At 60.5% G+C, this 23,604-nt stretch carries 22 protein-coding genes; 16 read left to right on the plus strand and 6 right to left on the minus strand.

Annotation, left to right across the window (positions count from 1 at the left end; all coding sequences use genetic code 11):
* Positions 1-253 precede the first annotated feature (253 nt).
* Positions 254-1,468 (minus strand): WD40/YVTN/BNR-like repeat-containing protein, encoded by a 1,215-nt coding sequence (locus B7E11_RS15710; RefSeq protein ID WP_080836298.1) that lies wholly within the window; start codon positions 1,466-1,468, stop codon positions 254-256.
* 253 nt (positions 1,469-1,721) lie between these two features.
* Between B7E11_RS15710 and B7E11_RS15715 the strand changes: the two genes are divergently transcribed.
* From B7E11_RS15715 to B7E11_RS15760, 10 genes are all read left to right on the plus strand, one after another.
* Complete coding sequence (locus tag B7E11_RS15715) at positions 1,722-2,837, plus strand: P-loop NTPase family protein (RefSeq protein WP_080836301.1); 1,116 nt, start codon at positions 1,722-1,724, stop codon at positions 2,835-2,837.
* On the plus strand, positions 2,831-4,066 hold the full coding sequence (locus tag B7E11_RS15720) for a TadA family conjugal transfer-associated ATPase (protein ID WP_245809743.1): 1,236 nt from the start codon (positions 2,831-2,833) through the stop codon (positions 4,064-4,066). Before B7E11_RS15715 ends, B7E11_RS15720 begins: the two co-directional genes overlap by 7 nt.
* Positions 4,067-4,070: 4 nt before the next feature.
* Entirely contained in the window at positions 4,071-4,811 is a 741-nt protein-coding gene (locus B7E11_RS15725) for a type II secretion system F family protein (protein ID WP_080836305.1), read from the plus strand.
* Positions 4,811-5,656: a type II secretion system F family protein gene (locus B7E11_RS15730; RefSeq protein WP_176220783.1), complete on the plus strand. Its 846-nt coding sequence runs from the start codon at positions 4,811-4,813 to the stop codon at positions 5,654-5,656. The genes B7E11_RS15725 and B7E11_RS15730 overlap by 1 nt, the downstream gene beginning before the upstream one ends.
* 24 nt (positions 5,657-5,680) lie before the next feature.
* The gene (locus B7E11_RS15735; protein WP_080836309.1) at positions 5,681-5,887 is read left to right on the plus strand and encodes a Flp1 family type IVb pilin; all 207 of its coding nucleotides are present in this window, start codon (positions 5,681-5,683) and stop codon (positions 5,885-5,887) included.
* Entirely contained in the window at positions 5,874-6,569 is a 696-nt protein-coding gene (locus tag B7E11_RS15740; protein WP_080836311.1) for a hypothetical protein, read from the plus strand. The genes B7E11_RS15735 and B7E11_RS15740 overlap by 14 nt, the downstream gene beginning before the upstream one ends.
* A gap of 17 nt (positions 6,570-6,586) precedes the next feature.
* Positions 6,587-8,878: a hypothetical protein gene (locus B7E11_RS15745; RefSeq protein ID WP_080836313.1), complete on the plus strand. Its 2,292-nt coding sequence runs from the start codon at positions 6,587-6,589 to the stop codon at positions 8,876-8,878.
* The gene (locus tag B7E11_RS15750; protein ID WP_139787223.1) at positions 8,841-9,788 is read left to right on the plus strand and encodes a TadE family protein; all 948 of its coding nucleotides are present in this window, start codon (positions 8,841-8,843) and stop codon (positions 9,786-9,788) included. The genes B7E11_RS15745 and B7E11_RS15750 overlap by 38 nt, the downstream gene beginning before the upstream one ends.
* A gap of 71 nt (positions 9,789-9,859) precedes the next feature.
* On the plus strand, positions 9,860-10,363 hold the full coding sequence (locus tag B7E11_RS15755) for an A24 family peptidase (RefSeq protein WP_080836318.1): 504 nt from the start codon (positions 9,860-9,862) through the stop codon (positions 10,361-10,363).
* 21 nt (positions 10,364-10,384) lie between these two features.
* Positions 10,385-12,052 (plus strand): DUF6382 domain-containing protein, encoded by a 1,668-nt coding sequence (locus B7E11_RS15760; RefSeq protein ID WP_080836320.1) that lies wholly within the window; start codon positions 10,385-10,387, stop codon positions 12,050-12,052.
* Positions 12,053-12,058: 6 nt separating this feature from the next.
* Here the strand turns inward: B7E11_RS15760 and B7E11_RS15765 are convergent, their stop codons facing one another.
* The 3 genes from B7E11_RS15765 to B7E11_RS15775 form a co-directional block, all read right to left on the minus strand.
* On the minus strand, positions 12,059-13,483 hold the full coding sequence (locus tag B7E11_RS15765) for a DUF1731 domain-containing protein (RefSeq protein ID WP_080836322.1): 1,425 nt from the start codon (positions 13,481-13,483) through the stop codon (positions 12,059-12,061).
* Positions 13,484-13,504: 21 nt separating this feature from the next.
* Entirely contained in the window at positions 13,505-13,951 is a 447-nt protein-coding gene (locus B7E11_RS15770; RefSeq protein WP_080836324.1) for a hypothetical protein, read from the minus strand.
* 100 nt (positions 13,952-14,051) lie between these two features.
* Positions 14,052-14,516, minus strand: a complete 465-nt coding sequence (locus B7E11_RS15775) for a DUF2621 domain-containing protein (protein ID WP_080836326.1) — start codon at positions 14,514-14,516, stop codon at positions 14,052-14,054.
* A 169-nt stretch (positions 14,517-14,685) separates the two neighbouring features.
* Between B7E11_RS15775 and B7E11_RS15780 the strand changes: the two genes are divergently transcribed.
* The 5 genes from B7E11_RS15780 to ppnP all read left to right on the plus strand — a co-directional run bounded on the left by B7E11_RS15780 (position 14,686) and on the right by ppnP (position 19,630).
* Positions 14,686-15,816, plus strand: a complete 1,131-nt coding sequence (locus B7E11_RS15780) for a deoxyribonuclease IV (RefSeq protein ID WP_080836328.1) — start codon at positions 14,686-14,688, stop codon at positions 15,814-15,816.
* 36 nt (positions 15,817-15,852) lie between these two features.
* Positions 15,853-16,758, plus strand: a complete 906-nt coding sequence (purU, locus tag B7E11_RS15785; RefSeq protein ID WP_080836330.1) for a formyltetrahydrofolate deformylase — start codon at positions 15,853-15,855, stop codon at positions 16,756-16,758.
* Positions 16,755-16,964, plus strand: a complete 210-nt coding sequence (locus tag B7E11_RS15790) for a hypothetical protein (protein WP_080836333.1) — start codon at positions 16,755-16,757, stop codon at positions 16,962-16,964. Before purU ends, B7E11_RS15790 begins: the two co-directional genes overlap by 4 nt.
* 264 nt (positions 16,965-17,228) lie before the next feature.
* Complete coding sequence (gene tkt, locus B7E11_RS15795; RefSeq protein ID WP_080836335.1) at positions 17,229-19,244, plus strand: transketolase; 2,016 nt, start codon at positions 17,229-17,231, stop codon at positions 19,242-19,244.
* A gap of 74 nt (positions 19,245-19,318) precedes the next feature.
* Positions 19,319-19,630 carry a pyrimidine/purine nucleoside phosphorylase gene (ppnP, locus tag B7E11_RS15800; protein ID WP_080836337.1) on the plus strand — a complete coding sequence of 104 codons (312 nt, stop codon included), beginning with the start codon at positions 19,319-19,321 and terminating at the stop codon, positions 19,628-19,630.
* A gap of 286 nt (positions 19,631-19,916) precedes the next feature.
* Here ppnP and B7E11_RS15805 read toward each other — a convergent pair whose 3' ends face one another.
* Positions 19,917-20,804 carry an NAD(P)-dependent oxidoreductase gene (locus B7E11_RS15805; RefSeq protein WP_080836338.1) on the minus strand — a complete coding sequence of 296 codons (888 nt, stop codon included), beginning with the start codon at positions 20,802-20,804 and terminating at the stop codon, positions 19,917-19,919.
* Between the two features lie 201 nt (positions 20,805-21,005).
* On the opposite strand from B7E11_RS15805, the gene B7E11_RS15810 reads away from it, so the two are divergent.
* Positions 21,006-22,355, plus strand: coding sequence for a glucose-6-phosphate isomerase (locus B7E11_RS15810; protein WP_080836340.1), 1,350 nt, complete (start codon positions 21,006-21,008; stop codon positions 22,353-22,355).
* 112 nt (positions 22,356-22,467) lie between these two features.
* Here B7E11_RS15810 and B7E11_RS15815 read toward each other — a convergent pair whose 3' ends face one another.
* On the minus strand, positions 22,468-23,490 hold the full coding sequence (locus tag B7E11_RS15815) for a LacI family DNA-binding transcriptional regulator (protein WP_080836341.1): 1,023 nt from the start codon (positions 23,488-23,490) through the stop codon (positions 22,468-22,470).
* Between the last annotated feature and the right edge of the window lie 114 nt (positions 23,491-23,604).

The following is a 23,604-nucleotide window of genomic DNA, read 5'->3' on the forward strand; positions in this document are numbered from 1 at the left end:
CTATAAAGCGGTTCCACAAATTCGCCGCCGAGGTTTGCGGAGCGGGCGGACGGACGGGGGCGCAACCATCGGGAGGTCGGGAAAACGATGGGAACGACCGGATTGTTTCATGCCGAATGGCTGCAAGGGGAAATCCGGCCCCGGATTCAAGCTTGCGATGGCCGATCATCGCCAAGATTCGACGGAAATGCATTGCCCTGCCCCGGGACCGGGCCGGGGCGGGCGCCGAAAGTTAGGCGGCGGTTTTTCTTCTTCAACGAGGCGTGAAATCGGTCCAGGAAGCGCCGCCGTCCTTCGTTCCGAGAAGGAGCGTCGACCCGGGCCGGTCGGGGTTCATGGCGACGATCCAACCGGTCTGCGGATCGAGAAAGTCGGCATCCTCGACGCTGACGAGACGAGGATCCTCCAGCTTGACCAAGGTCGAGCCGCCGTCTGTCGTTTTCATCAAACCGCCTTCTACCGGGCCTGCGCCTGTCCGCAAAGGCACGTATCCGACGCGGGGCGAGACGAACGCAAGCTTGGCCGGATAGGGGCGAATGCCCGGCAGCTTGTCGCTGCGCAGCTTCCAGCGAACGCCGCCGTTGTCCGTCGCATACAGGAGCGAGCCGCGCGTCTCGGGATTGACGAACAAGGCGAAGCCTTTGCCAGCGTCGACAAACTGCACGGCCGCGGGCGTCCATTCGCCGCCGAGCTTCGGGGCTCGGCGCTGAAGCGTCCAGCTCCGGCCGCCGTCCTTCGTTTTCCAGACGGCGGCGCGGCAATCCGCGTCGCGATCGGACGGAACGAGGCCGGGATCCGGGCATTCGGTTCCGAGCCGGCCGACGGCGTAGCCGGTGGCGGCGTCCGCGAATGAAATATGATAGGGCGCGGCTTCTTCGGCATTTTCGATCGAGGCGTCCAGCCAGGTTTTGCCGCCGTCGGTCGTTTTGCCGATCGCCGAGCGAACCCGAACGAACGCCGTGTCGCGGTCGACCGCCTGGATTTCGGCGTCGCCTCCGGCTCTCGGGTCCGCGACCGTCCACTGGCCGCGCCAGGACCGGCCGCCGTCTTCGGTGCGCAGGATCGTCATCCGGCCGCACAGAACGTCGCCGCCGGCTTGGTTGCATTCGCTCGGGCCGATTGCCCAGCCGTTTTTCTCGTCCGCGAACGAAAAGGTTGCCTCGCGCATTCCTTCTTCGATCGGAAAGGACGCCCACGTCCTCCCTCCGTCGGCGGTTCGCCACAGGCGGCTCGTCGCGTCTTCTTCGGCGGTTCCGGCAGCGAAGCCATGCCCGGAATCGACGAATTGGACGCGCGTCAGCCGCGGGGGCGTGGCCGTTTCGGCGCCCGAGGGGGCGTTGGAAGCGGAAACGGAAGCGGAGGAAGCGGCTTTTGCCGCGTCCGCCGGGGTTGAAGCGGAAGGGGCGCAAACGAAAGCGAGCGCGGCCAGCAAGCAGCCGGCGATCGGGATTGCGGCATGTTTAAGCATGTTCATTTTCCTTTCCGCGCGGGGGCGCTCTGGGAATGGGGGATCGGGGGATCGCATTCGTTCCGCTATGTAGCTTTCCCAATAGGGAGTAAATTTTCCGTATTTTGTTCGTGGAAGCATTGACCGTCAACGGAAGCCGTGGTAAAGTGGAAATACGTTGAATACGCTTGGCGGAAGCACCGCAATTTCCGATGATCTCGCATCGGGGGTTGCGGTTTTTTGCGTTTTCCGCAAGACGAAGGGAGGGACTTGTTTGCTGCGATTGGTGTTGGCCGCGCCCGAGCTGCAGTATGTCGACAAGCTTTCTCGCTATTTGCGCGAGAGCGAGCCGAGGTGGCGGATCGCGACGTTTACGCAAGAAATCGCGCTGCTTCGCCATCTGGAAGAACGTCCGGAACCGGAGCTGCTGCTGCTTCATTCTTCGTTTATCCGGGAGCTCCGGGCGAAGGCCGATATGGGGAGATGGGGCGACCGGATCGTTGCCCTGGCGGAGGCCGAAGGGGAGGGCGAAGGGGCTCCCGAAATCGCGGCCTACCAGCCTTTGTCCCGCATTCGCGCCGAGCTGACGGCGTTCGCGCGCGGCGGAAAAGAGAAAGGGGGCGGGTCAATCGAAGGCGCGTCGTTGCTCACGGTGTTTTCGGCTTCCGGCGGCTGCGGGAAAACGGCGCTGGCGCTCAACATCGCGAGATTGGCGGGCGAGCGGGGGAAGCGGGTTTTTTATTTGAATCTGGAAGCTCTGAACGCATCGGACGTTTTATGGCGCGGCGGAGAGCCCGACAGCTTGTCGAGGCTGCTGTACGCGATGCGCGCCCGGCCGGACCGGGGGGCGGAGGAGTGGGGCCGCCTCAGAAGAAACGACGAGCGTTTGCGGTTCGATTACCTGGACGCTCCGGATCATCCGGGCGAGCGGATTGCGATGTCCGCGGAGCAGCTTCGCGAGCTGGTCGCCGCCATCCGGTCGCACGGCAAATACGACCTGATCGTGGCCGATCCCGACTGCGGGTGCGGAGACTGGCATCTGGAGCTGCTTAACGCCAGCGACCGCGTGGCATGGATCGTGCTGGACGACGTCCTCAGCATGCGGAAGACGGAGAAGCTGGTCCGGCATTGGCGGGACAAGCTCCCGGCGGATCGCGGGCATACGGCTTTCGTGGTGAACAAATATTCCGGAGCGATGAGGAACGGTTGGCGGTTGCCGGGAGGAGAGCCGGCCGGCCGGCTCCCCTATATCCCGCAGTGGAAGACGGTGAACGATCCGGAACAATGGCTGGCTTCTCCGGTTTTCGGCGGAGCGGTCGACAAGCTTCTCGACGAGTGGGGATTTGCGAATTCCGGAGCGGGCAGCGTCGGCGGTGCGGGAAGGTGGTGACTTCGGGGCTGTCTTCCGCCGAGCTCGGCGAACTCCGCGAAGCGGTCCGCGCGCAGCTCGCCTGGGACGCCTCTTTGTCGGACGACGATCTGCGGGATTTGATCGAAAGGGAGCTGTTTCGGCACGAGAAGGCGAAAAGGATGACGGCCGCGGAACGGGCGGCGGCGGTAAGCCGGCTCTACCATTCGTTTCGGGGGCTGGACGCCCTTCAGCCGCTGCTCGACGATCCGGACGTTACGGAAATTATGATCAACGGGCACGGGGATATTTTCGTCGAGCGATTCGGGGAGCTGGCGCCCGCGGGCATCCAGTTCGAAAGCCGGGAGCGGCTGGAGGATTTGATTCAGGCGATGGTCGGCAGCGTCAATCGGATCGTGAACGAGTCGTCGCCGATCGTGGACGCGCGGTTGGACGACGGATCCCGGGTGCACGTCGTTCTCCCTCCGATTTCGCTTAAAGGTCCGATCGTGACCATCCGCCGGTTTCCCCGGCAGCCTCCCGCCATGGCCGATCTGGTCGCCCGCGGCTCCGTCAGCGAGGAGGCGGCCGATTTGCTCCGGCGCCTGGTGCGGGCGAAGTACAACATCTTTATCAGCGGCGGGACCGGCTCCGGGAAAACGACGTTCCTGAACGCCCTTGCGCAATGGATTCCGGAGGACGAGCGCATCATTACGATCGAGGACGCCGCCGAGCTGCAAATTCGCGGCGTGCCCAATCTGGTGTCGCTCGAAACCCGTAACGCCAATACCGAGGGCAAGGGCCGCATCGGGATGCGCGAGCTGATCCGGGCTTCGCTGCGGATGCGGCCGAACCGGATCATTGTCGGCGAAGTTCGCGGGGAGGAGGCGCTCGATATGCTGCAGGCGATGAATACGGGGCATGAGGGAAGCTTGAGCACCGGTCATAGCAACGGCGCCCGCGACATGCTGTCGAGGCTCGAAACGATGGTGCTCAGCGGCGCGGATTTGCCCGTCCCGGTCGTTCGGCAGCAAATCGCTTCCGCGATCGATATCGTCGTTCATTTGAGCCGGTTTCGGGACCGTTCCCGGAGGGTGGCCGAAATATGCGAAATGGAGGGCATGAAGGACGGGGAGGTGAAGCTGCGCACGCTGTTTCGGTTCGAGGAAGGAACGGAAGGAGGAGGCCCGAAGGAGGGGATGCTTGCGCGAATCGCCCCGTTGGCGAACGTGCGGAAGCTGAGGTTTGCCGGAATCGAGGAAGGAGAGTGAGCTTTTGACCGATTACCGGATCTACGTTTTAAGCCGCAAGCAGCGGCTCGCGGCCATTGGCGCCGGGAGCCTGTTTGGCTTTGGAGCCGCATGGATGCTTTACGGCAATCCGTATGTCGCGCTGGCGGCGGCCTTGTGCGGAATGGGGGGGCCTCGCTTGCTGCGGGAGCAGCTTCGCAGGCAGCGACTGGACAAGCTTCGCCGCCATTTCAAAGAAGCGCTCGGCGCTTTGTCGGCGCTGCTGTCGGCAGGAAGGTCGGTGGAGAACGCCTTTTCGGTGCTGGAGCAGGATGTCGCCATGCTGATCGGGGATCCGAACGCCGATTTGCTTCGGGAAATCAGGGCGATCGACATCCGCTTTCGAAACGGCGAGCCGTTCGAAGCGGGACTTGCCGATTTTGCCGAGCGAAGCGGGCTGGAAGAGGTGCGGAACTTCGCGGAAGCTTTCCAGATCTGCAAGCGGGCAGGGGGCAATCTCGTCGAAGTCGTCCGGAGAACGGCCGGTCTTATCGGCGAAAAGATGGAGGTGGAGCAGGAAGTGACGGTGCTGATCGCGCAGAAAAAACTCGAGTCGAAGCTGATGATGGCGATGCCGTTTGGGTTTGTTTTTCTGCTGCAGGTTATCGCCAGCGATTATATGTCCGCCCTGCGGCAGGGCATCGGTTGGGTGGTGCTGACGGCCTGCTTGTCGCTGCTGGGGCTGATCAGCTGGTGGATGGCGCGTTTGATGGATATCCGGATATGATGGCGGCCGCAATCTCAGTTTGGAGCCTCTTCGGTCTTGTCTATTTGCTGCTGCACCTGCAAGCTTTGAAAACCGCCCGCGGGGGCGGGAAGCGGAACCTTCTCGCGGCTCCGATGGCGCGGCTTTTGAACCGTCCCCCCATCTACAGGCATCTGCTTGGCTTGCTGCAGCGTCCGCAAGCGGCGCTGGCGGCGCTCCATGGCGGGGCGTGCACAAGAGAACGATTAATCGGCTGGGCGGCGGAAGCTCTTGGGTTGTCCTATGCGGTTTTTCTTTCCGTCGGCTTGCTCGGCATTGCGGCCGAGAGCCCGGAGCTCGTTCCGTTCGGCGCGGTCGTTGCCGCGCTGATGCCGCTGCTGCGATGGCGGGAATTGAAAGACAAGGTGAACCGGCATCGCCAGTCGATCGTGCTGGAGCTCCCCGAGCTGCTGAATCGGCTGCTGTTGATGGTCAATGCCGGCGAAAACGTCATGCGGGCGCTGGAACGCTGCGTCCAGAGGAAGGCGGCTGACGGGCATCCGCTATACGCGGAGCTGAGATCGGCGCTCGAAGCGATGAAGCGCGGCGAGACGATGGCGATCGCGATGGAAGAGTTCGGTCGGCGCTGCGCCGTGCCGGAAGCGAAAATGTTCGCCTCGACGCTGCTGACGAACGCGAAGCGGGGCGGCGAGACGTTCGTTTCCTCGTTGAGGGAGTTGTCCCAGACGCTTTGGGAGAGACGGAAAGCCGTCGCACGCACGCTGGGCGAACAGGCGTCCTCCAAAATGGCGTTCCCGCTCGTGCTGATTTTTTTGATCGTGATGGTGCTCGTCGGCACGCCGGCTATGTTTATGATGTCGATCTGAAAACGATGGAGGAGGAATTTCGAAATGAGCTTGACAAGAGGAATGCAGCGCGCCGGCGCCAAGTGGCTAACGGCATTTTGGAGAAACAAAGAGGGCCTGGGAACCCTGGAAATCGTGCTGATCGCCGCCGTGATCATCGTCATCGTGGTGTTGTTCAGGGAAAGAATTACGGAATTCCTGAATTCGCTCTTTGACAAAGTGGAGACGAAATCGGAAGATGTCTTCTCTTAAAAAACGACGCCTTCCGTTCCACCGCCGCCTTCTGGACAGCTCCGGCAGCTTTGCGCTGGAAGCTTCCATGGTCGTCCCGATCATCATGATGCTTACGTTCGTCGCGCTATTTTTCGCCATTTTCATCGCCCAGGGCGCGATATTGTACTATAACGTTTCGACAGCGGGGGAGAGGGCCGCTTTCAATTGGTCGAATTCGAACAAGGAGTTCCGAACCGGCGCTTACCCGAACGGAGTTCACGACGGTTTGTATTGGCGCCTGACGGACGATCGTCTGTTGGCCGGACTGTTCGGACAGGCCGTCGCGGAATCGGACTTCGGCGTACCGCTTCCCGCCGAAGCAGGGGCGGACGAAGGAAACCTCGCGCTCCGCAAGCTTTCCGCTTCCGCGGAGACGATCGATTCGGCCGCCACGGGCGAGATGAGCTACCGAAACTCGGTGATATGGCGGGAAATCGCGACCGCCGCGCAAAGCGAGCTGGCCCCGGAACCGCTTCGCCGTTTTAACGGCACGACGGTTTTCGGCATGAAGGCATCCGCGGCGATCGTGGAGCCGGCGGAATTTTTGCGGACAATCGATCTTCTCCGCTATTACTCGGTGAAAATCCGGAACGCGGCGGGCGGAGCGGCCGCCTACCGCAAACAGGCCGCCGGCGTCCTGGAAGAGCGAAAGAGCCAATAAGAGAGGAGGGGGAACCCTTGCCGTGGGAACGAAAGGAACAAGACGCCGGCCGAAGAAAACGCGCGGAAGGAGCCGTTTCCGTTTATTTTATCGCGGCGACGGCGGCTTTCGTTTTGCTGAACGGCCTGCTGATCGATTTCGCCCGGGTAGCCGCTTTTCGCAAGCAGGCCGAGCTCGCGGCGAAATCGGGCGCCCGCTCGGTCCTGTCCTCCTTCGATCCGGGAGTATATGCCCGGTACGGCTTGTTTATCCGGGGAGGCGAGCCGGCAAACGATGTGTTTCGCCGAACGCTGGAAGGCAATCTGGAGCAGGACGGCCCGCGGACGTTCCGGTTTCTGGATGCGAGGTGGGACGGCTCGGAAGTGACGGAAAGCCGTCCGCTCGCTTCGCACGACGTATTTCGCCGACAGGTGCTGGAGGACATGAAGTACAAGGCTCCGATCGATTTGACGATCGAGCTGCTGTCGCGATTTCGCGGCGTGGACGAAGCGATGAAGGAGACGAAGCGGACGGTCGACGTGCTGGAGAAGATGCGGAAGGCTTACGACCGCCGGCAAGCCGCTCTGGAGGAAGTTCTGAAGCGCCAGAAGGAAGCGGGAGAAAAGCTGGAGAAAGCGATGGCGGGCTACGTTCCCGATCCGGCCGTCTCCATGTCGGGGACAAGGCCGGCGAGAGATGTCGCCGACATCGCGGACGCGGCGCTGATGTATCCGGATTACTGGACGAAACGTATGGAGGACGAGGAACGCAGCCGGGCGCACGGCGAAGCGGTCGCGCAATGGAACAGCCGCCGCGAGGCGGCGGCAGCGGAAGGAAAGCCGTTTCGCGAGCCTTATCCTGCCGGCGGGGCGATGCATACGGCGGCGACGAACGCATACGCTTCCGGGATGGCGGAAATCGCGTCCGATTTGCCGGACAAGCTGCGCAAGGCGGAACGAGAGGCATGGGAAGCGCTCGAAGCGGCGAAAGAGGCTTTGCGCGCTGCGGAAGAGGCGAACGAGGAAATGCGCGAAATCGCGGCGAACGCCTCGGATTCGGCGGAAGAAGCTTCGGGTTCGGTCGGCGCGGGTGCCGGAGCCGGCGGAATCGGGAAGGAGGCGAGCGAGACGCTGAGGGAGCTTCGGCAATCGGCGGACGAGTTGGTTATGGACAACGGCTTTTTTGCCGATTACGCGGGCGAATTGAACGGGCAGCAAGCGGATGCCTCGGAAATCGCGGCGGCGGCGGAAGCTTTCGGGGAGACGGCAGCTTCCGCGCCGGACGCATCCGGACTTGGCGTAACGTTGAGAAGCCGGGCGGAGCGTCTTCAGTCTTCGGGCGCGCATTACCGTTCCCGATACGGGTCTTCGGGCTCCGTCTTGAAGGCGAGGCGGGATCGGCTGGATCAATTGAATTCCGCGGACAAGGAGCGAAAGCGGATGGAATCGGAAGCCGCCGTCCAGTGGGAGTCCGCCCGCTCTCTCCTTGGCGGCTTGGCCGCCATCGGGGGCACTTCCGCGGATCGGGAAGCGTTCGCCGAGCTGACGGAGCTTTACGAAAGCAACCTGGCGTGGAACGAAGCGGAGGACAGCCGGACGGAACCCGTCCCTTCGCGAGATCCTTCGCAGGGGAGGGACGAAGCCGTCGGCGCCGCGGAAGGGTGGCTTAGCGCCTTGACCGAAGCGGCATTGAACGCCAGGGACACGTTATATTTTGCCGAGTATGCCATATCCCGTTTTTCCATCTCCGATCATGCGGAGGTCATGGCCCTGCTCGCCGGAACGGGGGAGGGGGCGACGAGCCCGGAGCGGCAGGAGGCCGAGTTTATTTTGTACGGGCTGAACCATCCCGGCGGCAATATCGCGGCGGCTTACGGCGAAATATTCTCGCTCCGGCTGGCGATCCGGACGATGGAGGGATTGATCGAAAGCCGGACGCTCGGACATCCTCTGCTCGTGCTTGCGGGCGCGCTGCTGTACGCGGTCGCGAATGCCGTGGCGGATATCCGGCAGCTATTGGATTCGGGAACGGTCCTGTTGTCCAAATTTTTGAAGGCGGAGACGGCATACTCCGATTACTTGCGTTTGTTTTACTTGCTTCAAGGCGGGTCCGCCGGGCAAATCGCCCGAATGATCGCCGTTATCGAACGAAATACGGGACTAACGCTCCAAAAAGCTTACACCTATGTTAGCGGCACGGGAAGGGCAACTCTGCGGCTTTGGTTTTTTCCCGGCGTGGCCGGCGCGTTGGGGAAAATAGGGCAGATGGGCGGAGAGGTGGCAGGGAACCGTTATGAAGCCGAGTTTACGGCAGACGACGCTTACCAGTAACGGCCGAGCAAAACGGAGATCGGCAGGGAGCGTCACGCTCGAGGCCGCGCTTGTCATGCCGATGTTTTTGCTGACGGTCTTGTTTCTCATTTTTCTGATTCAAACTTCGATCATTGCGATGTCGCTTCACGGAGCGTTATCGCAGACCGTCAGGCAAGTCGCGTCCGCCTGGTATCCGATAGCGCTCGCTGTCGATGAAGTCAGGTCGACCCCCATTTATCAAAAAACGGAAGAATGGTCCGCGAAGCTGCAAGGGATCGGCGAGACGCTGGCCGAGTACGGGGAGCGGCTTCCTTCCCCTTTGCCGGAATGGGCCAGGGAAGCCGCAGACGGCTCATGGTCGCTCGAACAAAACGCGGCCAGAGCGGCGTTCGGACAAATGCTCAAGCGGCAGCTGGAAGGGACGGGACTTGCGGAAGATCGTTTGGACGTCGTGAATGTCGAGCTGCCGGACGACGATGATGCGGCGGAAGCGTTTTTGACGATCGAGGCGGAATACCGGCTGCCGTTCAAGGTGCCGTTCGTCGGCCGAACGCTGCTGCTTCGCGAGTCGGCAAGGGAGCGGGTATGGTACGGCGGCTCGCCATCTGCCGCCCGGCGCTCCGAAGCGGGGGCCGAAACGGGAACGCTGACCTTTGTGTCCATTTCGCCCGATCCGGTCACGCGGGGCCGAAAGGTGACGCTGCGGCTGCGAACCGAGCCGGGACAGCAGGTCGATCTTACCGTCGTTTACAAGAGCGGGGAGAGCCAGGCGAAAAATCTCGGGACCGCGACGGCGGACGAATCGGGCGTCGTGACCTGGACGTGGCACGTTTCGGGAAACACGACGCCAGGGCAGTGGTCCTGGGAGGCGCGGTCCGCAAGCGGCGCTCTTTTGACGCAAACCTTTGAAGTCAGAGCCAAAGCTTGACCGCCGAATTACGAGGCGGCAGCTCCGTTTGGCTATCGTACGGAATTTTCGCAAACGGTTGGAGGCCGGGTATGGACTTAGTTGAAGCGGTCGCGCTCGCCGCGGTATCGACGCTTACTTTCATTGCTTGCTGGACGGATTTGCGGAAAATGGAAATTCCGAACGTCCTGACCGTTCCGTTCGCCTTGGCCGGGCTTGTTTATCACGGCGCGACGCAAGGCTGGGACGGATTGGGGAGCTCCGTTTCGGGATTGCTGTGCGGCATGGCGCCGCTGCTTGTTTTGTATCTGCTTCGGGGAATCGGCGGGGGGGATGTCAAGTGGTTTGCCGCTTACGGGGCTTGGACCGGCGTCGCGCAGGCGCTTGCGCTCGCCGTTTGGTCGATCCTCTTTGCGGGAGGGATTGCGGCTCTGCTGCTGCTGATGCGCGCTCCGGGCTTAAGAAAAATCGGCAAAGCCGTAGCCTGGCCATGGGGACGGCACCCGTTGGAGGCGGCCAAGGGAGCGGCCAAATTTCCGTTTATGCTGGCGGTGGTTCCCGCGTTCGCCGTATTGGCGTGGGGACAATTCGCCTAGCTCTGCCAAGGAGGGGGAGAAATGGACGGTTACAAAATCAGATTCGAACGGGGAAGGGGCCATAAAATGATCGTCGAAGGGGAACCTCCGATCGGGATTTCGGAGCTGGATTCGCTCCAACTCTCGATGCTGCGGGCCTGTAAAGCGCCCGGCCTTCTCGAGCTCGAAACGGAAGAACTGAACGGCAGGATCGCGTTGCGGTATGCTTTGTCGGGACGCCGGATGCTGTCGCAGGCGCTGCGCGGGGGACGTTGGACGATGGAAGAAGCGATGTCCGCCTTCTGTTCTTTGGCGGATATGCTGGAAAATGCCGAGGATATGATGCTGGATCGCGAGCGTTTCGCGTTGACCGACGATTTTATTTTTATCGGAGAGCAGGGGCACGATCTATCGTTTACTTATTTGCCGGTCCTCAGGGGCGCGCCCGGGGGCGATTTTTCCGCGACGCTCGAGCGTCTGGTCGTTCGCTGGCTCATGCATGTGGACCGTCCCGACGGCCTCGCCATGAAAAAGTTGCTGCAAATCGCGGGATCGGCCGATTTTTCCCCGGCGGCGCTTCGCCGTTGTTCCAGGGAGATCGCGGCGGAGGGTTCGATCGCTTGGCCGGAGCCGCAAAGCGTTTCGAGCATGGGGCAGGAGCGGCCGGCTCGCCCGGCGGCGGCAAGCCCGCACCGGGAAAACATCGGGGATGCGTCCAATCGGGGCCCTTACGCCGATTCGGTTGCCCGCCCGAACGGAAGAACGGTTGCCGCTTCGGAGCCCGCGTCCGTTCCCGGCGGTTTGCTGAAGCGGCTTAAGCCCGAACTGCAGGATCCGCAAAGTTTATCCGGGTTGCTGGGCGCGGAGAACGGACCCGAAAAGCGCAACGAGGAAAAAGAAGCGATGCCCGTCGGACGGATTCGAACGTATGCCGCCGCTTGCGCGGCGCTCGCGTCCGCCTTGGCGTGGCGTTTCTTGTATTTGCCTTCGCCGGAAACGCGAAATATGGCGTTATCCGCGGGTCTTACGCTGCTGGCTTTCGGCGCTTGCGCTTTCCTCTGGAACGGCTTGCCCTTTTGGAAAAAAGAGCGCCGTGCCGCTGTGGAAACGGCATCCTCGTTCGATGAGCCGTTTTCGGAAAGAGAAAGCGAAAGGGAGATGGAGGAGGGATTTCGTCCAGCCGCGAGGGAAGCCGGAGGATCAAGGTTTGCGCCTTTCGCCGCACCTTCGCATCGGGATGCCGAAGGGGCGGGCGGCCTGGCGCCAAAGCGGCAAACCGGGGCGGCCGGCGCGTTCTCCTTCGGCCTGATCGACAGAGAGACCGAAGAACGTCCCGATTCGGAGCACCGGACGAGCTGGCTGTCCGGCAACGGCGCGGAGACCGCGATGCTTGCCGAGTTAACTGCGGAGGCCAAAGCTTACTTATGCAAAGAAACCGACGGAAAGCAAGTGAAATTCGAGCTTTGCGGTCCCTCCGTGGTTCTCGGGAGATCCGGCGAGGCCGCCCAACTGATCGATAACACGCAGGGCGTCTCCCGGGCCCACCTGGAATTAATCCGTCAGGATCGACTCTGGCAGGCGAAGGATCTCGGTTCCCGCAACGGAAGCTGGATTAACGGCATGCCGATGACGCCGTACGAGCCGTACCCGCTGAAAAACGGCGACAGCCTGCAAGTCGCGTCGTCCGTTTATCGATACGACGAAAGTTGATCCGGCTCAGCGGGCGGTCAAATCCCGCAACGCATCCTCGAGCCTGGGGAAGGCGAATTCAAAACCGTGTTCCAGCGCTTTGAGCGGGAATGCCATCTGACCCGCGAGCACAAGCTCCGCCCTTTCCCCCAGCGCGGCCTCCAGCAGGGTGGAAGGGATCGGAAGCCAATGGGGCCGACGCGTAATTTCACCCAGGATGCGGCCGAAGTCGTCGTTCGTAACCGGATCCGGAGCGACCGCGTTGACCGGGCCTTCGATATCGGGATTGTCGAGGCAAAATAAAATAAGCGACACGACGTCATTCAGATGAATCCATGGCATTCCCTGATTTCCCGCGCCCATTCTTCCGCCGGCGAAGAGCCGGTAAGGCAATCTTAACAGCGGAAACGAACCGTTTTTGCGACCGAGCACGAGTCCCAGGCGCAGCTTGACGAGCCGTTCGACCGGAATTTGATCCGCCGCCTCTTCCCAGGCGACGACGACGCGTCCGAGATAATCGGCCGGTTCGGGGGGCGAGTTTTCGTCGAACAACTCTTCGATGAACGATTGCGCGAAGTCGGCGGGCTGCGCCGGTTCTTCCGCCGCCGAAAGAGCGTCCGGAGCGAATGCGGAAGCGTCGTTCGGGGCGCCGCTCTCGATATGCCCCTCGGCCGGACCGGGATGTTCCCGGGCTTCGGCCGGGCTCGCTTCTTTTCGCTTCTCCGCGGAGGAGGGCAACCCGGGCCAGGCATCGGCGGCTTCGTTTGCGTCGATCCGGGACGGACGGACCCGCGAAAACCCTTTTATCCCGTTTGCATAAACGCTTTGCGCCGGCTGCTCTTCCGGCAACGGTTCGGCGGAGGGGAGGTTCTTCTCGGATTCCGGTGCTTTACTTGCGCCGAAAGCGGCTTTAAGCGGCTCGTCGCCCGTTTCCGGATACGGCTCCGCGGACATCGAAACGGCCTCGGATGCCTTTGCTGCAAGGCCGTTTGTCGTTTCGGCAACGGGTTCCGGGCGTGAAGGGGGGTTCGGGGATGGTTCGTCGTCCGAAACCGGTGCGTAGGCCGCCTTCGCCCGGCTGGTCGCGCTGTACGAATGCCCGTATATCGCGACGGCCGAAGCGTTTACGACGACTTTGGGCGGGACGGGCATCCGTTTGACGATGTCGGCGACATGCATCGCCGCCTGCGTTCGGGAAATGAGGATTCGCCGTTTTGAATCCTCGCTCCAGCGCTGGTTGATTGTTTCGCCGGCCAAATTTACGATGCCGTCGATTCCGTTCCAGCGGGCGGGGTTTTTGGACAACTCTTCCCAGGTAACATAGAGAAAGCCCGCGGCCGGGGCCGCAGGCAGCTTTCGGGTCACGATCCACACTTCGTCTCCGCGGTCGAGCATGGCCTCGGCTAGCGCCCGGCCGATAAACCCCGTACCGCCGCAAATCAAAAATCGCATGACTTGCGCTCCTTTTTGGCTTTATTGCTTCTCAATGGTAAGAATCGTATTTTGCTTGACTTGCTCGCCGTCTACATCCAGCGTATCTTGACGGTATTCGAAGCGTACGGGCGTGCCTTGTTCCCAATCGGAAACTTTCTCCGCCGTCGCTTCGTCGATTTGGAAGCCGGTCGGGCCGTCCTCGGTTTCGATTTCGATCGAATGGCTGTCCATCAGCCCGATATATTCGCCGGTCGCTTCCAGCAATTCCGGAGCTTCGTCCGAAGGACTCGCACTCGGCGATTCGGGAGCCGAAGACGGGCTGGCGGAAGGACTGGCGGAAGGACTGGCGGAAGGACTTGCCGTCGGCGTTCCGCTTGCGTTCGTTGCGTTATTTTCATTGCTGCATGCCGCCGCTACCATAAGCAGAGACAGGATTGCGACGTACCAGGCGAATTGTTTGCCGTAATGTTTGCCGGATCTTTTCATAGGATCTAGCACCTCCAGGAGTTAGTCGATGATCTGAGCTGTCGAAACAGGCCCTCATGAGGTTAGACGGCTCGCAAGCGCAAAGGTTTCGTTATTTCTATTATTCAACCGCTTGCCGCGATTCCGAAACGTCGCCGATCAGATGCCGGTATTTCGAATAGTCGATTCCGTTCTTCTCCAAAAAACTGACCAAAAACGAGTGGTCCCGCTTCGGCGTCGCGAGGATGTAGCCTTCGATGCAATGCTCCTCCGTGACGCTCTTGGCGCCGCTTTCGACGGCGAGCTGCCCGATTCGGGCAGCGATGGAATGCTTCGCGATATCGCGGAACGCGGACGGCACCGGCGAAGCCAGCTTGTCCAGCATCGCTTTCGATTCCTCCGTCCATAGCGGCCGGCTTTTTTCCACCCAATAGTTCTGCCAATCCAGCTTCGACTTGCCGTCCTGCTTGGGCAGAACTTTAAGAAATTTGCGGAACATGAAAAAGCCGCCGACGCACATAAAGCCGACCATCACGATCGTCCAAAACCCGATGAAATACATGAACCATTCGGGCGTGTTTCTCATAGCCGTACCACCTCGTATTCAGCGCGCATGAATTCTTCATCGTTAAATTATATCTCATTTCTAGATTTATTTCGACGTTCGCGCTACAATAGGGGATGATCCAAACGGACGCCCGGACCGGTCCGGATACGGCACCGCGCTTGGCGTCGATACGGAGAGGAGCAGCTCAATGCTTAAAATCGGATCTCATGTATCTTTTTCGGACAAGGGTTTGCTGACGGCGGCCAAAGAAGCGGTATCCTACGGTTCCAGCACGTTCATGATTTATACCGGAGCCCCGCAGAACACGCGCCGCAAGCCGATCGAGAGCTTGTACATTCCCGAGGGTAGGGAACTGATGGCGGAAGCCGACATCGGCGAGATCGTCGTTCATGCCCCCTACATTATCAACCTCGGTTCTTATAAGAACGACACCTTCGAGCTGGCGGTCAATTTCCTTCAGGAGGAAATCCGCCGCACGCATCATATCGGGGTCCGAAATATCGTTCTTCATCCGGGAGCGTACACGGACAAGGATCCCGAATACGGCATCGACCGCATCGCCGAAGGTTTGAACGAAGTGCTCGGCGGAACGAAGGAGACGGACGTCAATATCGCGCTCGAAACGATGGCCGGCAAAGGCTCGGAAATCGGGCGAACCTTCGAGGAGATCGCCGCCATTATCGAGCGCGTCGAAGACAATCATCGCCTCGCCGTCTGCATGGACACCTGCCACATGCACGACGCCGATTACGATATCGTGAACGATTTCGACGGCGTCATCCGCAAATTCGACGAAATCGTCGGTCTCGACCGCGTAGCCGTCGTCCATATCAACGACAGCAAAAATCCGCAAGGAGCGGCCAAAGACCGCCACGCGCCGGTCGGGTCGGGCTGGATCGGTTTCGACGCGATCGACCGGATCGTGCATCACGAAGCGCTGCAAGGCAAGCCGTTTATTTTGGAAACCCCGTGGATCGGAAAGGTCGCGGGGAAGGAGCGCCCAATGTACGAAACCGAAATCGCCATGCTCCGCGGCAATGCCCAGGAGCGCTTCGGCGGCGAGTTTTTGGAGGATGTCGAGCGCCTGCACCATTTTTTCGAACGGGAAGAGATCGTGCCCCGGCTGTATGTGCTGCAGACGTGGGAATTGCTCAAATCCGACGCCAAAGCCCGCAAAGCCGATCCGCGCGAACCGATGGAGCGCCTGTACGACCTTGCGGTCGAAAACCGGGTGCTGTCCGCCGACTACACGGAAGAAGAAATCAACCATCGCTTGACCGCAAGCCTTGCGGGCAAGGAATGGCTCGCCAAGGTTTGATCCGGCAGACGGAACGATAGAAAGGAAGCGTAATCGATGAGTCTCAACGTTTACAAGGCGCAGGAGGCCCGGCAAAGGGAAGAAAACAAAAATCGCGCCCGCATGCTGATCTCCTGCCCGGATCGCCCGGGGATCGTGGCGACGGTTTCGCAATTTTTGTACGAGCAGGGCGCCAACATTATCCAATCCGACCAATACACGATGAACCCCGAGGGCGGCATGTTTTTCATGCGGATCGAATTCGACCTGAGCGAGCTGGAGCGGAAGCTGCCGTCGCTGCAGGAGGATTTCACGCGCGTCGCCGACCGGTTCGACATGCGATGGAGCGTGTATCGGGCAAGCCGGAACAAGCGAATCGCCGTGATGGTGTCCAAAGAGGATCATTGCCTGCTCGAGCTGCTTTGGCAATGGCAGTCCGGCGATCTGAACGCCGACATCGCCATGGTCATCAGCAACCACGACGATATGCGCGGGCTGGTCGAATCCTACGGGATTCCTTATCATCATATCCCCGTCACTCCGGATACGAAGGCGGAAGCCGAGCGCAAGCAATTGGAACTGACGGCTACCGGAAAAATCGATCTGGTCGTGCTTGCGCGCTATATGCAAATCGTGACGCCCAAGTTTATCGAGCAATTTCCGAACCGCATCATCAATATTCACCACTCGTTCCTCCCCGCTTTCGTCGGCGGCAAGCCATACCATCAGGCATACGACCGCGGCGTCAAGCTGATCGGGGCGACCGCGCACTACGTGACTGCGGAACTCGATGCGGGACCGATCATCGAGCAGGACGTTCAGCGGGTCAGCCATCGCAACGACGTCGACGAATTGAAACGAATCGGCCGCCATATCGAGCGTATCGTACTGGCTCGCGCCGTCAAGTGGCATGCGGAGGACCGTCTGGTCGTGTACCAGAACAAGACGGTCGCTTTCGTTTGACGTTCGCTATGGCGACGCGCGAGGAGCAAACGGTCATCGAAGGCCGGGTAGCCTACGACGTGGAGAATGACGAATGGGTCATGTACATCGACGACCGCTTCGTCGACATGGCGGATTTGTATGCGGCCGTCAATCGCCGGCTTGCGGAGCGGAATTTGCCGCCGCTTAAGGCCGGCGACGAGTTGGAAGTGAAGCTTAGGCGGTAGCGGCTTTCGCTTTCGCCCGCATGCCGCTGCCGCTTGAAGCGCAGTTTCCTTGCCCTTGGGGCGCAGTCGCGCGCCCTTGAGCGCAGTCTCGGGCCGTTTCCGGACGCGGAGCCGATGCTCAGCTTGTACGTACAAGTTGTGGTAAAACCAGACGCCCCGTGGTACAATAGGTGGGATAAACCGGCAGCCGTGCCTGGTTTCGGTTTGTGATTTATCGCAGGCGTTCAACGTCTATGCGACATATAGAAGGAGGTTTTTTACGAAATGACCGCAAGTGCGAAATCCATTGAACAATTGTCGGTTACGACGGTTCGTACGCTGGCGATCGACGCCATCGAGAAAGCTAAATCCGGCCACCCGGGCATGCCGATGGGCGCTGCGCCGATGGGCTATCAACTGTTTGCCAAAACGATGACCCACAACCCGTCCAATCCGACCTGGATCAACCGCGACCGTTTCGTTCTGTCCGCGGGCCACGGCTCGATGCTGCTTTACTCGCTGCTCCATTTGAGCGGCTACGACCTGCCGATCGAAGAACTGAAAAACTTCCGCCAATGGGGCTCCTTGACTCCGGGGCATCCGGAAGTCGGGCACACGGCCGGCGTCGACGCTACGACGGGTCCGCTTGGCCAAGGGATCGCGATGGCCGTCGGCATGGCGATGGCCGAAGCTCAGCTTGGGGCCACCTATAACCGCGAAGGCTTCGACCTGATCAACCACTACACCTACTCCATTTGCGGCGACGGCGACCTGATGGAGGGCATTTCCTCCGAAGCCGCATCGCTTGCGGGACACCTGAAGCTGGGCAAGCTGATCGTGCTTTACGATTCGAACGACATCTCGCTCGACGGCGAACTGAACCTTTCGTTCTCGGAAAACGTCGCCAAGCGTTTTGAAGGATATAACTGGCAAGTGCTGCGGGTGGAAGACGGCAACGACCTCGGCGCGCTGTCCGAAGCGATCGCCGCCGCCCAGGCCGAAACGGGCAAGCCGACGCTGATCGAAGTCAAAACGGTCATCGGCTACGGCTCGCCGAACAAGGGCGGCAAAGGCGGACACGCCGGACCGCACGGTTCCCCGCTCGGCTCCGAGGAAGCGAAGCTTACCAAGGCGTTTTACGAATGGGAGCATGAAGAATTCCATGTGCCGGACGAAGTCCGCGCTCACTTTGCCGAAGTGAAAGCGAAAGGCGAGAAGGCGAATGCCGCATGGGACGAGCTGTATGCCAAGTACAAATCGGCGCACGCGGAGCTCGCAGCCCAATTCGAAAACGCCGTTTCCGGCGGTTTGCCGCAAGGTTGGGATGCGGATCTCCCGGTTTATTCGACGGAAGACAAGCCTCTGTCGACCCGCGTCGCTTCGGGCAACGCGCTCAACGGACTGGCGAAAAACGTTCCGCACCTCGTCGGCGGTTCCGCCGACCTGGAAAGCTCGACGATGACCCATCTGAAAGGTTTGCCCGTATACAAGGCCGGCCAATACGACGGCCGCAACATTTATTTCGGCGTTCGCGAGTTCGGGATGGCCGCGGCGATGAACGGCATCTCGCTGCACGGAGGCCTGAAGGTTTACGGCGGCACGTTCTTCGTCTTCACCGACTATTTGCGTCCGGCCGTTCGTCTCGCCGCGATCATGAAACAACCGGTCGTCTACGTGCTGACCCACGACTCGATCGCCGTCGGCGAAGACGGCCCTACCCATGAGCCGATCGAGCAGCTGGCATCGATTCGCGTCATCCCGGGATTGACGGTCATCCGTCCGGCTGACGGCAACGAAACGTCCGCCGCTTGGGCGTACGCCGTCCAAAACAACGCCAATCCGGTTGCGCTCGTTCTCACCCGCCAAAACCTGCCGATCTTGGCCGGCACGGCGGAAAAAGCGCGCGAAGGCATCGCCAAGGGCGGATACGTCATTTCCGAAGCCGCAAACGGCAATCCGCAAGGCATTCTGATCGCGACGGGGTCGGAAGTTCAGCTCGCGATCGCTTCGCAAAAGGCGCTTGCCGAACAAGGCGTTCACGTCCGCGTCGTCAGCCTGCCGAGCTGGGACCTGTTCGAGAAGCAATCGACGGAATACAAGGAAAGCGTGCTGCCGAAATCGGTCAAAGCCCGCCTTGCGATCGAAATGGCTTCCCCGTTCGGCTGGGAACGGTATGTCGGGGATAGCGGCGCGATTCTCGGCATTTCCACCTTCGGCGCTTCCGCTCCGGGCGACCGCGTCATCAAGGAATACGGCTTTACCGTCGAAAACGTCATCGCACAGTTCAATAAATTGCTGTAATTCAACGGGCGCCCGGGGCGAAAGCCGCCGGGCGCTTCATAAGGCCGTTGCCATCACACAGGAGGCTTTCCAACATGTCCCAATTCGATAACGTCAGCGTCGTCAAGCAAGCGAACATTTATTTCGAAGGAAAAGTCACGAGCCGTACCGTCAAATTTCCGGACGGAACCCATAAGACGCTTGGCATCATGCTGCCGGGCGATTACGAGTTCGGCACTTCGCAAACCGAAATTATGAAAATTATGGCCGGAGAGCTGACCGTGCAGCTTCCCGGAAGCGAGGAGTGGATTTCGATTTCCGGTACGGGCGAGTTCACCGTTCCGGCCAACTCGAAGTTCAAATTAAAAGTTACGCAAACGACCGATTATCTTTGTTCCTACCTGTAATCGAATGCGAAAGCCAAAAACCTTCCCTTGCGAACGCGTCGTTCATCGGGGAAGGTTTTTTAAGTTTCTTCGGGCATGTGCAGCGCGTCTTCGCACTTTATGGCGGTATCCCGTTGGGTCAGTACGGGTTTTTGTCGCACTTTATGGCGGTATCCCGTTGGGTCAGTGATAGGCAAACTAAACGCTTCTGGTTTCGGTATCCGGACAAAAAGCGCAGCACTGAGCGAACGGGATATCGCAACCAGGCAGCGCAAAACGGATTACCGAGTACGGGGGCACGCCGACCTCACTCCCCGATGCGCCGGCCGATCCACGATTCGTAAATGCGGGCGAGCGCGGCCAGATCCTCGTCGCCGTAGCCGGCCGACTGGCCGGCCTGGAACAGGCTTTTGGCCGCTTCCAGCATCGGCGTCGGCACGCCGAGCCCGTCCGTCAACGCGGACGACAGCTTCAGATCCTTCAGCATGAGCGCCAGCGAAAACTGAACGCTGAACTCATGCTCGATTACTTTGCGCCCTTTCAGCTCGGCCTGTTTGCTCGCGGCGCCGCCGCCCTGTACGACGCGGAGGAACGATTCGGCGTCGATCCCCGCTTTGGCCGCGATCGCCATGCCTTCGAACAGCCCGGCGGCGTTGATGCCGACGATCGTATTGTGGGCAAGCTTCGCCGAGGCCCCGCTTCCGTTTTCCCCCATGTGAAGCACTTCGCGCCCCATCGCCAGCAGCAGCTCGCGGCACGCGTCCACGGTCGCCTTAGGGCCGCCAACCATAAACAGCAGCGTGCCGTCGATGGCGGCCGGCTTGCTTCCCGTTACCGGCGCGTCCAGGAAGCCGGCCGACTTCGCGCCTAGCTCGGCGGCAAGCCGCTTCGCGAGGCTCGGCGAAATCGTGCTGCTGTCAATGACGGTCGATCCTGCCCGAATTCCCTCCATAATGCCTTCGTGCCCGAAATAGACGTCCTCGATCGCCCGGTCGTTGCTGATCATCGTCATGACGACTTCCGAGGTTTCCGCAAGCTCTGCCGGGGATGACGCCGCGACGGCGCCAAGCTTTTCGAGCTCCGCCGTTTTTCCCGGCGTGCGATTGTAGACGGCCAGTTCGTATCCCTTGCGAACCAGGTTGGCCGCCATGGGCTGGCCCATGACGCCAAGTCCGACAAATCCGATTTTTTTCACGGGTGAAACCTCCATTCTTTTCATCATAACCTTTGTATCATATTTTCCTAATGATGGGAACTTATAAGATGAAGACTTAATGAAACTCATTCGTACAAGCTTGTGCCGCGTCTTTTTTTTGAGTATCCTTAAGCTACGTAAATCAAAGAAGCGACGCGCGCCTTTATGCGTGCCGATAGGAATTGAAGGGAGAAGTGTAAAGTGTCCGCTAACATTCGTTTGGATTATTCCAAAGCGCTGCAATTCATCGGGCAAAACGAGATCGACAATCTGGCTCCGGCCATCCGCCTCGCGCATGAGCAGCTGCATAACGGTACCGGCACCGGATCCGACTATCTCGGCTGGATCAACCTGCCGTTCGATTACGACAAAGAGGAATTCGCCCGCATTCAGGCGGCCGCGAAGCAAATTCAGTCCGATTCGGAAGCGCTCGTCGTCATCGGCATCGGCGGCTCCTATCTCGGCGCCCGCGCCGCGATCGAGATGCTGTCGCACTCGTTTTACAATACGCTCGGCAAAGAACAGCGCAAAACGCCGCAAATTTTCTTCGCCGGCAACAACATCAGCTCCACCTACGTAACCCACCTGCTTCAGGCGCTCGAAGGCAAGGACTGGTCGATCAACGTCATTTCCAAATCCGGCACGACGACCGAGCCGGCGATCGCTTTCCGCATTTTCCGCGACGCGCTGGAGAAGAAGTACGGCAAGGAAGCCGCCAAGAAGCGCATCTACGCCACGACCGACAAGGCGCGCGGAGCTCTCAAGAAGCTGGCGACCGAAGAAGGCTACGAAACGTTCGTCATTCCGGACGACGTGGGCGGACGCTATTCGGTTCTGACGGCCGTCGGCCTGCTGCCGATCGCCACGGCGGGCATCGATATCGAAGCGATCATGAAGGGCGCGCAGGAAGCGGCCAAGCTGTATAACAATCCGAACGTGAGCGAGAATCCGGCTTACCAATACGCGGCGATCCGCAACGCGCTGTATCGCAAAGGCAAGACGGTGGAAATTCTCGTCAACTACGAGCCGGGCCTGCACTTCGTGTCCGAATGGTGGAAGCAGCTGTACGGGGAAAGCGAAGGCAAGGATTACAAGGGCATTTATCCCGCATCGGTTGACTTTTCCACGGATTTGCACTCGATGGGGCAATTTATTCAAGAGGGCAACCGGATTATTTTCGAAACGGTGCTGCAGGTCGGCGAGGTGCCGGAGCAGATTACGATCGAGAGCGACCCGGCCGATCTGGACGGCCTGAACTTCCTGGCGGGCAAAACGCTCGACTTCGTCAACAAAAAGGCGTTCGAGGGCACGCTCCTCGCGCACACGGACGGCCAAGTGCCGAATCTGGTCGTTCACCTGCCGGATATGACTCCGCATACGTTCGGCCAGCTCGTCTACTTCTTCGAAATCGCGTGCGGCGTGAGCGGCTACTTGCTCGGCGTCAACCCGTTCGATCAGCCGGGGGTCGAGGCATACAAGAAAAACATGTTCGCGCTGCTTGGCAAACCGGGCTTCGAAGCGGAGAAAAAAGCGCTGGAAGCTCGCCTGTAAGTACGACAGCGCCAAAAAACGGCCTCATCCCGAAACGGGGGATGCGGCCGTTTTTTTGTCCGCGTTATTGGCTTCGCGGCGATCTCCTCGCGGCGATCTTATCGAAGAGATCTCAGCGCCTTGCCGGGGCGGCGGGCGGCGCGGTCGACGTCCGCACGACGAGTTCGGGCTCGAGCAGGACGGCGGACCCTTCGGCGCCATTCCCTCGTGCTCCGGTCTCCTCGATCATGGCGATCAGCCTGCGGGCCAACGTAGCGGCGATGGTCGCGATGTCGACGCCGACGGAGGTGACCGGGACTTCCAAGTTGTCCATCTGCGGAATGTGGTCGTAACCGACGATCGAGACGTCGTCGGGGACGCGGATGCCCGATTCCGCCGCCGCGCGCATCATGCCGCGGGTGAGATCGTAGCTGCCGCCGAACAGCGCCGTCGGCCGGTCGCGCCGCTTGAGCAGCTCCTTGGCGGCAACGTAGCCGTCGTGGAACTCCATGCCGGAAATGGCGGCGACCGCCTTTTCCGCCGGCTCCCGCTTTCCGAGCCGCCGCAGCTCGTCGAGAAACGCCGACGCCTTTTCTTCTTGGAGGGGGTCGCCCCCCTCCGGCCGGCCGATGTAGGCGATATCCCGGTGACCCAGCTCGTACAGGTGCCGGACGGCGAGGCGCACCGCCTTTTGCCGGTTGACGTCGAGCGACGGGAACCCGGAACGGACGGCGTTCCCGTAGCACAGAATCGGGATGCCGGACGGGCTCGGGACGCCGAGCAGCGGCTCGTCCTTTTCCGAAAACAGCAAGATCGCGTCCACCTGGAAGCGGCGGAACGTCTCGATGGCGGCGTCGGCCCGGTTGATCGACAGCAGCGTAGCGTAGCCGCTGTCCTCAAGCTCCGCATTGATCAGCGTGATCAGGGCGGACAGCGTCGTGCGCTCGACGGACGGCCAGACGACGCCGACGACCCCGCTGCGCTTGGAGACGAGGCTCCGGGCGGCGATGTTCGGCCGGTAGCCCATCTCCTCGGCGATGGCGAGTATTTTCGCCTTTGTCTTCTCCTGAACGAGCGGACTGTTGCGAAGCGCCTTCGAGACGGTCGAAAAACTCACGCCGGCACGCTCGGCGATGTCTTTAATCGTTACGGACATAGGACGCGACAACCTCCGCACAGTTTTCTAACAACGTTGTTATTTTCTTTAATCTTAATCGATCGCGGAATGAAAAGAAAGCCTCATTTTCATTTTCGGGATGTATGGACATCG

Source organism: Cohnella massiliensis, assembly GCF_900169535.1.
Lineage (GTDB): Bacteria > Bacillota > Bacilli > Paenibacillales > Paenibacillaceae > Cohnella > Cohnella algarum.